General features: G+C 59.9%; 12 protein-coding genes. 3 read left to right on the top strand and 9 right to left on the bottom strand.

The features are described 5' to 3' along the window. The first annotated feature begins 5 nt into the window (after nt 1–5). On the top strand, nt 6–779 hold the full coding sequence (gene cobA / locus ACM6IP_RS24260) for a uroporphyrinogen-III C-methyltransferase (protein ID WP_095165473.1): 774 nt from the start codon (nt 6–8) through the stop codon (nt 777–779). Nucleotides 780–848: 69 nt separating this feature from the next. On the opposite strand, the gene ACM6IP_RS24255 is transcribed toward cobA, so the two are convergent. The 8 genes from ACM6IP_RS24255 to ppsA all read right to left on the bottom strand — a co-directional run bounded on the left by ACM6IP_RS24255 (nt 849) and on the right by ppsA (nt 9,065). After that, the gene (locus tag ACM6IP_RS24255; protein WP_095165475.1) at nt 849–1,823 is read right to left on the bottom strand and encodes an OmpA family protein; all 975 of its coding nucleotides are present in this window, start codon (nt 1,821–1,823) and stop codon (nt 849–851) included. A 107-nt stretch (nt 1,824–1,930) separates the two neighbouring features. After that, nucleotides 1,931–2,521: an RNA polymerase sigma factor SigX gene (gene sigX, locus ACM6IP_RS24250; protein WP_095165477.1), complete on the bottom strand. Its 591-nt coding sequence runs from the start codon at nt 2,519–2,521 to the stop codon at nt 1,931–1,933. A 91-nt stretch (nt 2,522–2,612) separates the two neighbouring features. Beyond that, on the bottom strand, nt 2,613–3,437 hold the full coding sequence (locus tag ACM6IP_RS24245; RefSeq protein ID WP_095165479.1) for a mechanosensitive ion channel family protein: 825 nt from the start codon (nt 3,435–3,437) through the stop codon (nt 2,613–2,615). Between the two features lie 2 nt (nt 3,438–3,439). Further along, the gene (locus ACM6IP_RS24240; protein ID WP_095165481.1) at nt 3,440–3,685 is read right to left on the bottom strand and encodes a CrfX protein; all 246 of its coding nucleotides are present in this window, start codon (nt 3,683–3,685) and stop codon (nt 3,440–3,442) included. A gap of 63 nt (nt 3,686–3,748) precedes the next feature. Then, nucleotides 3,749–4,744, bottom strand: coding sequence for a zinc transporter ZntB (locus ACM6IP_RS24235; RefSeq protein ID WP_095165483.1), 996 nt, complete (start codon nt 4,742–4,744; stop codon nt 3,749–3,751). Between the two features lie 23 nt (nt 4,745–4,767). Next, nucleotides 4,768–5,259, bottom strand: a complete 492-nt coding sequence (gene rraA / locus ACM6IP_RS24230) for a ribonuclease E activity regulator RraA (protein ID WP_095165485.1) — start codon at nt 5,257–5,259, stop codon at nt 4,768–4,770. A gap of 196 nt (nt 5,260–5,455) precedes the next feature. Continuing rightward, nucleotides 5,456–6,445: an alpha/beta fold hydrolase gene (locus tag ACM6IP_RS24225; RefSeq protein WP_159997120.1), complete on the bottom strand. Its 990-nt coding sequence runs from the start codon at nt 6,443–6,445 to the stop codon at nt 5,456–5,458. 244 nt (nt 6,446–6,689) lie between these two features. After that, nucleotides 6,690–9,065, bottom strand: a complete 2,376-nt coding sequence (gene ppsA, locus ACM6IP_RS24220) for a phosphoenolpyruvate synthase (protein WP_095165488.1) — start codon at nt 9,063–9,065, stop codon at nt 6,690–6,692. A gap of 175 nt (nt 9,066–9,240) precedes the next feature. On the opposite strand from ppsA, the gene ACM6IP_RS24215 reads away from it, so the two are divergent. Next, nucleotides 9,241–10,059: a pyruvate, water dikinase regulatory protein gene (locus tag ACM6IP_RS24215; protein WP_095165490.1), complete on the top strand. Its 819-nt coding sequence runs from the start codon at nt 9,241–9,243 to the stop codon at nt 10,057–10,059. 67 nt (nt 10,060–10,126) lie between these two features. Here ACM6IP_RS24215 and ACM6IP_RS24210 read toward each other — a convergent pair whose 3' ends face one another. Further along, complete coding sequence (locus ACM6IP_RS24210; protein WP_095165492.1) at nt 10,127–11,536, bottom strand: PLP-dependent aminotransferase family protein; 1,410 nt, start codon at nt 11,534–11,536, stop codon at nt 10,127–10,129. A gap of 144 nt (nt 11,537–11,680) precedes the next feature. On the opposite strand from ACM6IP_RS24210, the gene ACM6IP_RS24205 reads away from it, so the two are divergent. Beyond that, nucleotides 11,681–12,568 carry a DMT family transporter gene (locus ACM6IP_RS24205; protein WP_162530231.1) on the top strand — a complete coding sequence of 296 codons (888 nt, stop codon included), beginning with the start codon at nt 11,681–11,683 and terminating at the stop codon, nt 12,566–12,568. The last annotated feature ends 30 nt before the right edge of the window (nt 12,569–12,598 follow it).

Below are 12,598 nucleotides of genomic sequence, written 5' to 3'. Positions count from 1 at the left end.
GCAACATGAGCGCAAAAGTCTGGTTGGTGGGTGCAGGCCCGGGTGACCCTGAATTGCTGACCCTCAAGGCGGTACGGGCATTGAGCGAAGCACAAGTGGTGTTGATCGACGACCTGGTCAACCCAGCCGTGCTGCAACATTGCCCCCAGGCGCGGGTCATTGCCGTGGGCAAACGCGGTGGCTGCCGCTCGACCCCACAAGCATTTATCCATCGGCTGATGCTGCGTTATGCCCGCCAGGGCAAGTGCGTGGTGCGGCTCAAGGGGGGCGACCCGTGCATCTTTGGTCGGGGTGGTGAAGAAGCCCAGTGGTTGCGCGAACGGCAGATCGAGGTCGAACTGGTCAATGGCATCACCGCCGGCCTGGCGGGGGCCACACAGTGCGATATTTCCTTGACCCTGCGCGGCGTTGCGCGGGGGGTGACCCTGGTGACAGCCCATACCCAGGACGACAGCGAGCTCAATTGGCGCGCCCTGGCCCAGGGCGGGACCACCCTGGTGATCTACATGGGTGTGGCAAAACTCGGGGAAATTCGCCAGCAGTTGCTGGACGGCGGGATGGCGGTGGATACGCCAGTGGCAATGATTGAAAACGCTTCAATGCCGAACCAACGCGAATGCCGGAGCAACCTGACAGCCATGCAAGAAGATGCCTACAGCTTCCAGTTAAAAAGCCCAGCGATCCTTGTGATAGGTGCCGTGGCCGCCTCTGCAGCCCTGGATCAGAGCCTGCCGGCGTCCGTGACACAGTTGCCATGGCCGTCCAGCGCAGCGTTGTAACCCCTGGCAGTAAATCGCAGGCAAAGAAAAGCCCGGCCTAAGCCGGGCTTTTCGCGAGCTGCGAGCTAATTACTTAGCTTGAGCTTCAACCTGCGCTTCTACGCGACGGTTAACAGCACGGCCAGCGTCAGTTGCGTTGTCAGCAACTGGGCGGGATTCGCCGTAACCAACGGAGCTAACGCGGCCAGCGTCGATGCCGTCTTTGACCAGAACTTGCTTAACAGCGTCAGCACGACGCTGGGACAGCTTCTGGTTGTAAGCGTCTGGACCTACGGAGTCAGTGTGACCTTCAACCACGGTGGTGGTCTGTGGGTACTGCTTCATGAAGTCAGCCAGGTTCTGCACGTCAGCGTAGCTGTTTGGCTTAACAACAGATTTGTCGAAGTCAAACTTGACGTCCAGCTCAACGCGTACCACTTCAGCAACTGGAGCTTCTGGCTCTGGCTCTGGAGCCGGTGCCGGAACTGGAGCTGGAGCTACTGCGCCGGCGTTGCCGCCGAAGTTCACACCCAGACCAACCAGGGCGGAGTAGTCCCACTTACCGTTGTCCATTGCGTAGTCAGCTTCAACGCCGGCACGAGCGAACAGGTTGTCGGTGAAGTAGTACTTAACGCCGGTACCAACGATAGCCAGAGTCGACTGATCGCGACCGCTGTGACCGTCAGCTTTGACGCTGGTGCGGCTCTGGTGACCGAAACCACCGGAAACGTACGGACGCAGGGAATCTACGCCAGCCTGACCGAAGTGGTAGGTACCCAGCAGGGAGCCGGTGTCACCTTTGATCTTCTGGTTGCCAGTACCGTCGTTCGAACGGGTGTGGTGAGTCTGATCGTAGTTCAGATCGATCGAAACGTCGTCGGTCAGGAAGTAACCGATACGAGCGCCTGGGTTGAAGCCGTCTTCGATGTGCTTGACGCTATCGTTGTACTGCTTCTTGTAGAACAGCTCGCCTTCAACTGCGCCTTGGCCTTGTGCCAGAACGCCGAAAGAAGTAGCGGCAATAAGAGAACCAATGGCCAAGCCCAAGGTGTTTTTCAGTTTCATCCGTTAAATCCCCATCTGGTGATTGTAAAGCAGTCCCGCAAACCGGGGGACAACTCGGCGGCAAGTCTATCAGAACTTGCCTACACGTAAGAGATATTTGCGCCGAACTAAGTTTCAGCAATGCCTGCAAATTTCTCACGCAATTTATCTAGAGCGCGTTTGTACCGCATTTTTGTTGCACTCAAGCCCATATGCATGATGTCTGCGATCTCCTGAAATTCCAGCTCTGCGACAAATCGTAGCACCAGAATTTCCCGGTCAATCGGGTTCACATGCACCAACCAGCGATCAAGTCCACCCTTCTCCTCAGGTTTCGGCGTCTTTTCTTCCGACGCTTCCTCGAGGGGGTCCAGACTCAAAGCGTCCATCAAGCGACGCTTACGCCGTTCCTTTCGATACTGTGTGATGCATTCGTTGTACGTGATGCTATATAGCCATGTCTTGAACTTGGATTTACCTTCGAAGTTCTTCAGACCGTACAGCACCTTCAACATCACTTCCTGACAGACATCGTCCGCGTCGCGATCGTTCCCAAGATATCGTGCACAGACGTTAAATAAAGTTCTCTGGTAACGCCGCATCAGCTCTTCGTAAGCGCGCGTTACGTGAAACAGCTCGGTGTGCGAGCGCGCGACCAACTCCTCATCAGAGAGCTCGCGGGGGTCGTAGCGCGTGGATAGCGATTGGGGTTTATTCAAAACAAGTCGGGCCGACAGTCAGGTCAATGTCCGCCGCGGCCCAAGGGTATCGGGCATTTCGCGGCGGCATACATTAGCAGGGTTTGCCGGGTTAGCGGCTACTAACATGCTGTTCCAGGAGGATCCGATTGGAGAGTGATACTAGCTCACCCTCGTCGGTCAGCAATGTAGTTTTAACCGTGCCGATCTCTTCGATCTGGCCTTCGACCTCACCAACACGCACTTGTTGCCCAACCTGATACAACTCACGCACATAGATTCCCGCAAGAATCTGGCCGGCGATTTCCCGGCTACCCAATCCCATGGCCAAGGCGACTGCCAGACCAACGGTTATCAAAACTATCACGATCACATGGTTCAGCAAGTCGGTTTTGACTTCGAGCTGACTGATCGCCACCGAAATACTGATGATGATCACCAGGCCCTGGGCGATTCGCCCCAGGCCCGCAGCATAGTCCAGACCGACCCCTTCTGCAGCGCCGCGCACCAAGCCATTGGCCAGTTGCGCCAACAATACCCCTACCAGCAACACCAACGCGGCACCGAATACTTTCGGCAAATACAACGCAAGCATATCGAGCGTAGCCGAAACTCGCTCCAAGCCAAGGGATTCTGCAGCAGAAACCAGAAAAATAAGTAAAACGAACCAGTAGACGATTTTTCCGATCAGGGTCGAGATCGGAACCTGCAGACCCGCCCGAGACATCAACTTGGTCAAACCGGTACCGCCCATCAAGCGATCCAGGCCCAGCTTGGCCAACAATTTCGACAGCAAGGTGTCCAGCAACTTGGCCACGACAAAACCCAGCAGCAGCACGACCAGGGCGCCAAACAGATTGGGAATGAAGTTCGCTACCTTGGTCCACAACGCAGTCATTGCCGTGACGAGGCTCTGAGTCCAGAGATCAAGTTCCATATTCAATCAGCCTTATCAGCAGTGCTTGCGGTAGGTTTACGACGGGAAACCGGCGAGACATGGGCCGATCCGTTATTCAGGGCAATCATCAGTGCCGGCACCCAGCGGCCCAGCAGACTGAACAGATCACCGGCACCCACCTGGCGGTTGGCGGTTTTCAGTACACGACCCAGGCACGCATCATCGTCGCGGGTGGACGGGGATGCCTGGAGCATGTCACGCAAAGACTGTTCAAACGGATCGTGCATACGCACCTCTCGTGATATCTGTGAAAGACGCGATCAAAATTCCCCGGGTCACATGACGCTCCTTCATACCCAGCGCAAACGCCGGAACAACCACCACTGCCCCAACGCCACCGAGACCATCAACAGGCAGGCAACCAGGAAGCCATAGGGGCTCTCGGAGAACGGAATGCCACCGACGTTGATGCCCAGCAGACCGGTCAGAAAACTCATCGGCAAAAAGATCCCGGTGATGATCCCGAAGCGGTACATGGTGCGACTCATTTTCACGCTCAGACGCCGGTCTTCGGCCTCCAGCACCAGCCCCACCCGCTCGCGGGTCAATTCCAGCTCTTCCAGATAACGCGTCAGACTGTTGTTCAATTCGTTCCAGTAATCGCCATCATCCTCGACAAACCAGGGCAGTTTGATCCGCGTCAGTTGTCCGAAAATATCCCGCTGCGGCGCCAGAAAACGCTTGAGCCCGGCGGCACGCCGACGGATCTGCAAAATGGAGCCGTGCTCGGGGGTATACCGTTCGTCGGCATCCAGTTTTTCTTCTTCGACATCGACCACTTCCGAGAGATCGCCCACCAGGTCCTGGACCTTGTGAGTGAGGTACTGGGCCATATACAGGATCAGTTCGGAAGCCGTCCGCGGCCCCTTGCCCTCGGCCAACTGCACCAACAATTCATCGGTGGCGCGCAGTGGGCGCAAGCGCAGGGAAATGACCCGTTGGGCCGAGGCGAAGATACGCACCGAGACCATGTCTTCCGGCTCGGCACCAGGGTTGAGGTTGACCCCGCGTAAAAACAGCAGCAATTCGGAGTCCGGCAGCGCCAGCAAGCGCGGCCGGGTGTTCTCCTCCAGCAGCAGGTCGCAACTGAACTCACTCAGGCCACTGGATTTACGCAGCCAGGTCTGGGTTTGCGGGTGACTGCGATCCCAGTGCAGCCAGAGGCTTTCGTGGGGTTGCAGTTGCAGGTCATCCAGTTCAGTCCGGGCAATCGAACGCGCACCGCCTTTTCCATCCAGCACCAGGGCATGGACCAGCCCCCACTGCGCGTTTTCTTCCTCGAACATCCTCACCCCTGTCTGGTCGCCGTTTATTCAGGCATTTGCAACGGACTCGGCGAGATGATCACGCCGTTGTTGTCCGCATAAATGTATTCGCCCGGACGGAACGTCACACCGGCAAAGGTCACCGGTACATTGATCTCGCCAAGACCACGACGGTTGGACTTCTTCGGATGACTGGCAAGGGCCTGCACCCCCAGGTCGGTCTGTGCGATGACATCGACATCGCGGATGCAGCCGTAGATCACCAGGCCTTCCCAGCCGTTCTTGGCCGCTCTCTCGGCAATCATGTCGCCCAGCAGCGCGCAGCGCAGCGAACCGCCGCCATCGACTACCAGTACCTTGCCGTTCCCCGGGAGCTCGGCATGCTCCTTGACCCGCGAGTTGTCTTCGAAGCACTTGATGGTCACGATTTCACCGCCGAAGGAATCACGGCCGCCAAAATTGCTGAACATCGGCTCCAGGACCTGTACCAGTTCCGGATAGGCATCGCACAGGTCGGGAGTGAGGTAATGATTCATCGAGAAACTCCTGTAAAGAGGAAGACAATCGAGGATGTCACCTTAAAGGAAACGAGCGCTGAGGGTTGCGGTTTAAAGCCGTTTTTCCGCGAACACCGCCACCAGCATCGCCACGTAAAGTGACCAGAAAAGCTCAATGCGTCATATCTTAGCCGTAAGCGGACAGGAACGAAACGCCCTTGATAGAGCGTTCACGTCAGTCTGCGCCGACCGTGGCGAGCGTCTGCGCCTGCACGGGTGCCTGCGGGTCTGTCAGCCAACGCTGGACCAATGGCCAGACTTCGACTTGCGCGGCTTTGCTGACCAGCATTTGCACATGCCCGAAGTCATCGGCAAAGCCCTGGGCGCGGCCCAGGCAAATGTATTGCTTGTGCGTCGAGCCCATTTGCTCGAACAGTTTGCGGCACGCCCAGTCGGGGTCCTGGTGATCGTTGCTGGCGCTGACGGCCAGGACCGGCACCTGCACTTCGGCCAAGCCCGCCCACCAGTCCTTGTCGGCGTCTCCAAAACGTCCGAACAGACCGAACCAGCGCATGCTTTCCAGAGCCAGGCCAATCGGTTCGTCCTCCGGGCCACGCTTGAGGCGAGACCCCGACAGTTGGGCAAAACGCTTGAGGATGAAACGTCCGCTCCATTCCACCGGGGGAATTTTCAGCGGCCAGTAGGTGCGACTCACTTGCGTGCCGAAAAATGCGGCGCTGGCGACATCGGACGCTTCCAGGTAGTGCCCCCCGAGCGCGGCGGCCAGGGTGATGCCGCCCAATGAATGGCCGATCCAGTGCGGAGCCTGCCCGCTCTGTTCGCGGACGAACGCGGCGATGGCCGGCAGGTCGTAGCGGGCATAGTCGGCCACGCGGTTCTTGCGGTAGTGCTGATTGCGCTGCGACAGGCCGTGCCCGCGCATTTCCGCAATCCACACATCAAAACCGGCGCGTGCCAGGTACGCCCCCAAACCCAGGCCCTTGGGGGAAAACCAGAAACGCCGGTTGGAAAAACTGCCGTGCAGCAAAATCACCGGAACCCCGCGCATAGCGGGTTCATCGGCCATGCCCAGGCGGGTCACTGCCAGCTCAACGGTGCCGTCCGGGCTGTTGCCCGGTTTCAGGCGATAGACGTCCTCACTCAGATCGCCGCGACGTTCGGCGCTGAGCAAGGCGACAGGAAACAGGTTACTGCTGCTTTGCATAATGCTCTTGCACAAAAAAGGGCGGCATCCGGAGGAGCCCGCCCTACTTGAATCTCAAAAACAGGTCGCTTGCTCTTATTCCTGTAGGAGCGAGCTTGCTCGCGATGGACGTCGGGACAACGCGTTTGTCCAGCATGTGCGCGTTATCGTTAGCGACCATCGCGAGCAAGCTCGCTCCTACAGGGATGGACGCCAGGGCAACGCGCCTTGACGACCATCGCGAGCGAGCGACCTGTTCACACCATCAAGCCGAAGCTTGACCCTCAGCCAGGAAGAACCAGGTTTCCAGTACGGAATCGGGGTTCAACGAAACGCTTTCGATGCCCTGCTCCATCAGCCACTTGGCCAGGTCCGGGTGATCGGATGGGCCCTGGCCGCAGATGCCGATGTACTTGCCGGCCTTGTTGCAGGCGGCAATGGCATTGGCCAGCAGCTTCTTGACCGCCGGATTACGCTCATCGAACAGGTGCGCGATGATCCCGGAGTCACGGTCCAGGCCCAGGGTCAGCTGGGTCAGGTCGTTGGAGCCGATGGAGAAACCGTCGAAGAATTCCAGGAACTCTTCAGCCAGGATCGCGTTCGATGGCAGTTCGCACATCATGATCACGCGCAGGCCGTTGTCGCCACGGGCCAGGCCATTCTCGGCCAACAGGTCGACGACCTGGCTGGCTTCGCCCAGGGTCCGCACGAACGGCACCATGATTTCGACGTTGGTCAGGCCCATCTCGTTGCGCACACGCTTGAGGGCGCGGCACTCGAGCTCGAAGCAGTCACGGAAGGCTTCGCTGATGTAACGCGAGGCACCGCGGAAGCCCAGCATCGGGTTCTCTTCTTCCGGCTCGTAGAGCTTGCCGCCGATCAGGTTGGCGTATTCGTTGGACTTGAAGTCCGACAGGCGCACGATGACTTTTTTCGGCCAGAACGCGGCAGCCAGGGTGCTGATGCCCTCGACCAGCTTCTCGACGTAGAAACCGACCGGATCGTCGTAGCCAGCGATACGCTTGTCGACGCTTTCCTTGATTTCCGCAGGCAGGCCGTCGTAGTTCAACAGCGCCTTGGGGTGCACGCCGATCATACGGTTGATGATGAACTCCAGGCGGGCCAGGCCCACACCGGCGTTCGGCAACTGCGCGAAGTCGAAGGCGCGGTCCGGGTTGCCGACGTTCATCATGATCTTGAACGGCAGGTCCGGCATGGCGTCCACGGAGTTTTTCTTGACGTCGAAGCCCAGTTCGCCTTCGAAGATGAAACCGGTGTCGCCTTCAGCGCAGGAAACGGTCACGCCCTGGCCATCTTTCAACAGCTGGGTAGCGTTACCGCAGCCCACTACCGCCGGGATCCCCAGCTCACGGGCGATGATCGCCGCGTGACAGGTACGGCCGCCACGGTTGGTGACGATGGCGCTGGCGCGCTTCATGACCGGTTCCCAATCCGGGTCGGTCATGTCGGAAACCAGCACGTCGCCCGGCTGGACCTTGTCCATCTCGGACACGTCCTTGATGATGCGGACCTTGCCGGCGCCAATGCGCTGGCCGATGGCACGGCCTTCCACCAGCACGGTGCCGGTTTCTTTCAACAGATAGCGTTCCATGACGTTGGCCGAAGTGCGGCTCTTCACGGTTTCCGGACGGGCCTGCACGATGTACAGCTTGCCGTCGTCACCGTCCTTGGCCCACTCGATGTCCATCGGGCACTTGTAGTGCTTCTCGATGATCATCGCTTGCTTGGCCAGCTCGCTGACTTCCGCGTCGGACAGGCAGAAACGCGCGCGCTCGGCCTTGTCGACGTCGACGGTCTTGACCGAACGACCGGCCTTGGCCTCGTCACCGTAGATCATCTTGATTGCTTTGCTGCCCAGGTTGCGGCGCAGGATCGCCGGGCGACCCGCGGCCAGCGTGCCCTTGTGGACGTAGAATTCATCCGGGTTGACTGCGCCCTGGACCACGGTTTCACCCAGGCCGTAGGCGCCGGTGATGAACACCACGTCACGGAAGCCCGACTCGGTATCGAGGGTGAACATCACGCCGGCGGTGCCGGTTTCCGAACGCACCATGCGCTGCACACCGGCCGACAGGGCCACCAGCTTGTGGTCGAAGCCCTGGTGGACGCGGTAGGAAATGGCACGGTCGTTGAACAGGGAAGCGAACACTTCCTTGGCCGCACGAATGACGTTCTCGACGCCACGAATGTTCAGGAAGGTTTCCTGCTGGCCGGCGAACGAGGCGTCCGGCAAGTCTTCGGCGGTGGCCGAAGAGCGCACGGCCACGGCCATGTCCGGGTTACCGGCCGACAGGGTGGCGAACGCGGTGCGAATCTCGGCGTTGAGCTTCTCCGGGAACTCGGCTTCCATGATCCATTGACGAATCTGCGCGCCGGTACGGGCCAGCGCGTTCACGTCATCCACGTCCAGCGCATCCAGCGCGGCGTGGATCTGGTCGTTCAAACCACTTAATTCGAGAAAATCACGATAAGCCTGAGCTGTCGTGGCAAAGCCACCCGGGACCGACACACCGGCACCTGCAAGGTTACTGATCATCTCGCCCAGGGATGCGTTCTTGCCCCCCACATGCTCTACATCATGGACGCCGAGCTTATCGAGGGAAACTACGTACTCTACCAAGGTGATCTCTCCACTAACTGTGTTGGAAAAGCTCAGGGTACTGGCCGCTCAAGGGAGCATTTGCCAGCTATATGGCCTGGACCTGGAAAATAAGTGAGAATGCCGGCCAATCCGGGCCGCCAAATCGCGCCTATCATATCCAAGAATCGTCACCAGCTTAAGGCCCAAGGCGCAAATGAAACGATCTGCTTTCTTTATCTCCGATGGCACGGGCATTACGGCCGAAACCCTGGGTCAAAGCCTGTTGGCGCAGTTCGAAAACATTACCTTCGGCAAATTCACCCGGCCGTACATCGACAGCGTCGATAAAGCGCGTGCCATGGTACAACAAATCAACACGGCCGCCGAAAAGGACGGCTTTCGTCCAATCATCTTCGACACGATCGTCAACCAGGACATTCGTGAGATTCTCGCCACGTCCAATGGTTTCATGATCGACATTTTTTCGACCTTCCTCGCCCCGCTGGAGCTGGAGCTGAGCGAGCACTCGTCCTATTCGGTCGGCAAGTCGCATTCCATTGGCCACAACTCCAATTACATGGAGCGTATCGAGGCGGTGAACTTCGCCCTGGACAACGACGACGGCGCGCGCACCCACTATTACGACAAGGCCGACCTGATCCTGGTGGGCGTGTCGCGGTGCGGCAAGACCCCGACCTGCCTGTACATGGCCATGCAGTTCGGCATCCGCGCAGCCAACTACCCACTGACCGAGGACGACATGGAGCGCCTGCAACTGCCGGCCGCCCTGCGCGCCCACCAGCACAAGCTGTTCGGCCTGACCATCGACCCGGACCGCCTCACCGCCATCCGCAACGAGCGCAAGCCCAACAGCCGGTACTCGAGCTACGCCCAGTGCGAGTTCGAGGTGCGTGAAGTGGAAAACCTGTTCCGCCGCGAGAACATCCCGAACATCAACTCCACGCATTTTTCCGTGGAAGAGATTTCCGCCAAGATCCTCGTGGAAAAAGGCGTCGAGCGCCGCTTCAAGTAGCCAGCCGAGTCGCCAGCGCAGGCGCGCCGGGCTCTTCGCAGGAGCCTGGCTTGCCCGCGCGGACCGACTACCCGACCTCCCGCAATGCCGACACCACCGCCTCGACCCCCTCGCGCAACAACCGATCATCCCCCACCGAATTGCACACGCTGACGCGGATCGCCTGCGGCACGGCCCCATGCCCCACCGCAAACGCTTCGGCGGTGGCAATCAAGTAGCCGCTGCGCTTGAGCTCAGATTCGACCTGGGACGCGCGCCACGGCTCGGGCACGTCGATCCAGAAATGCGGGCTCTGTGCGTGCGTGCGGTACTGCAAGCCCTGCAACACGCCCTCGACCAGCGCTTTGCGCCGGCTGATTTCGATAATTTGCTGTTCCAGCAACTGCCGGGCGACACCGCTTTCGATCCACTGCGTGGCCAACTCCAGGGCCAGGGGCGTGGCCATCCAGCACGAAGCGCGCACCGCTGCCGACAAACGGCTGAGCAAGGCCTGGGGCGCATACAGGTAGCCGACCCGCAAGCCCGCCGACACCGCCTTGCTCAGGCTGGCGATCAGCACCGTACGCTCCGGAGCAAAATGGCTCAGGGGTAACGGCCGCTCCTGGACCAGCACGGCGTGCGCCTGATCCTCGATGATCAACAGATTGTGCCCCCGGCAGACCTCCACCAGGGCCTCACGACGCGCGGTGGACATTACCGCGGCCGTCGGATTTTGCAGGGTCGGCGTGCAGTACAGCGCCGTCACCCGGTGTTGGCGACAGACCTCGTCCAGAGCCGCTGGCAACAACCCCTCGGCGTCCATGGCCAGGCCAATCAGCTTGATCCCCAGATTGCGCGCCACGCTGATCAAGCCTGGGTAGGTCAACTGCTCGGTGACCAGCGTATCGCCGGCCTTGAGCAGCGCCATCAAGGCACACAGCAAACCGTGCTGGCCGCCGTTGACGCAAATCACCTGCTCGGCCCTGGCGACAAATTCGCCGTGCCCGAGCCACCGCGCGCCCGCCGCCCGATACTCCGGCAGGCCGGCGTCCGCGGTGTAGCCGCTGATGCGCTGCATGGCCTGGGGATCACTCGCCAGGGCCTGCAGCCCCTGGCTCAGGCACAACGCCTGGCGTCCGGGAATCGGCTGATTGCGGCTCATGTCCAGGCACGGCGGTGGTTGCTCGCTGACATTGCGGAACCCACCGTCACGCGGGCGCTCCATGCCCTGCTCACGGACATAAGTACCGTCACCGACCCGGGCGACCACCTTGCCCAGGCGCTCAAGCTCGGCATAGGCGCGACTGACCGTGCCCACCGTTACCCCGAGGCTGTCCGCCAGCAGGCGATGGGGCGGCAATTTACAGCCAGGCGCGAGCACGCCGTCAGCCATGCCCTGCTCTACCCCGTCGCTGAGGCGCTGGTACTTCATGCCGGTTCCATGGCTGAGGGCATCCCGCAGGATTGACACCATGGCAATACTTACTTTGACAGCCATTACCACCCCGAATAGCGTGCTGAAAACAGGTTCAATCAGGGATAGACCTTTTCCATGACCCGGTCAATTCCCATCACACCAAGGTGCCCGAGCATGCCCACCGCCATCGCCGTCGATACCCCGCAAAGACACCCCCGCCGCTGGCTGGCTGGATTGATCACCAGCGTGCTGTTTCTGATTGTCTGCCTGAGCTGGGGCACGACCTGGCTGGGGATCAAGATCGCCGTCGAAAGCGTGCCGCCGCTGACCGCTGCCGGCCTGCGTTTTCTGATCGCCTTCCCGCTGTTCCTGAGTTTTGCCGCGTGGCGCCGCGAACCCTTGCTGTTCCCCAAGGGCAGTCGCTGGTTCTTCCTGTTCGTTACGCTGACGTATTTCAGCCTGCCGTATTACTTGCTCAATTATGGCGAGATGCACGTTTCGTCAGGGCTCACGGCACTCCTGTTCAGCTGCATGCCGGTGTTTATCCTGGTGTTCTCGGCGCTGTTCCTGCGGGAAAAAATCTACGCCTCCCAGGTGCTCGGCATCGCCATCGGCTTTGCCAGCCTGTTCATGATCATCCGCAGCCAGGGCTTGCACCTGGACCACGCCGAACTGTTCGGCGTACTGGCGATTCTCACGGCGGCCATCCTGCATGCGCTGTGTTATGTAGTGACCAAGAAACACGGGAGCGCCATCAGCGTCATCACCTACAACACCTTGCCAATCGGTATCGCCGGGCTGCTGCTGTTTGTTACGGGACTGGCGGTCGAGACCCCGGCATTCGCGGCCATCAGCGCGCGTTCGTGGGGTGCCCTGCTCTATCTGGGACTGGTGGCGTCGGTGGGCGGGTTCATCGTGTATTTCATCCTGCTCAAGCGCTTGAGCCCGATCATCCTGTCTTTCGTGTTCATCATTTTCCCGGTGTTCGCGGTGATGATTGGCGCCTGGTACGAGGGACAGGTGATTTCGCGGGAATTGATCGGCTACTCGGCGGTGCTGCTGATGGGGTTTGCGATCACCAAATTGCCCGTGGAGAAGTGGCTGGCCAGGTAACAGCCAGCCACGGCATTCAGCGGGACAGGG

Source organism: Pseudomonas sp. IT-P176 (assembly GCF_949767245.1).
Lineage (GTDB): Bacteria > Pseudomonadota > Gammaproteobacteria > Pseudomonadales > Pseudomonadaceae > Aquipseudomonas.
Note: the sequence above shows the minus strand (reverse complement) of the source record. Positions and strands in the feature narration are given on the sequence as shown.

Coding starts and splice junctions, on each gene's coding strand:
- ACM6IP_RS24225 (WP_159997120.1), bottom strand. CDS start 6,445: ATGCAAAGCAGCAGTAACCTGTTTCCTGTCGCCTTGCTCAGCGCCGAA.
- ACM6IP_RS24235 (WP_095165483.1), bottom strand. CDS start 4,744: ATGTTCGAGGAAGAAAACGCGCAGTGGGGGCTGGTCCATGCCCTGGTG.
- ACM6IP_RS24215 (WP_095165490.1), top strand. CDS start 9,241: ATGAAACGATCTGCTTTCTTTATCTCCGATGGCACGGGCATTACGGCC.
- ACM6IP_RS24240 (WP_095165481.1), bottom strand. CDS start 3,685: ATGCACGATCCGTTTGAACAGTCTTTGCGTGACATGCTCCAGGCATCC.
- ACM6IP_RS24255 (WP_095165475.1), bottom strand. CDS start 1,823: ATGAAACTGAAAAACACCTTGGGCTTGGCCATTGGTTCTCTTATTGCC.
- ACM6IP_RS24245 (WP_095165479.1), bottom strand. CDS start 3,437: ATGGAACTTGATCTCTGGACTCAGAGCCTCGTCACGGCAATGACTGCG.
- ACM6IP_RS24210 (WP_095165492.1), bottom strand. CDS start 11,536: ATGGCTGTCAAAGTAAGTATTGCCATGGTGTCAATCCTGCGGGATGCC.
- rraA (WP_095165485.1), bottom strand. CDS start 5,259: ATGAATCATTACCTCACTCCCGACCTGTGCGATGCCTATCCGGAACTG.
- cobA (WP_095165473.1), top strand. CDS start 6: ATGAGCGCAAAAGTCTGGTTGGTGGGTGCAGGCCCGGGTGACCCTGAA.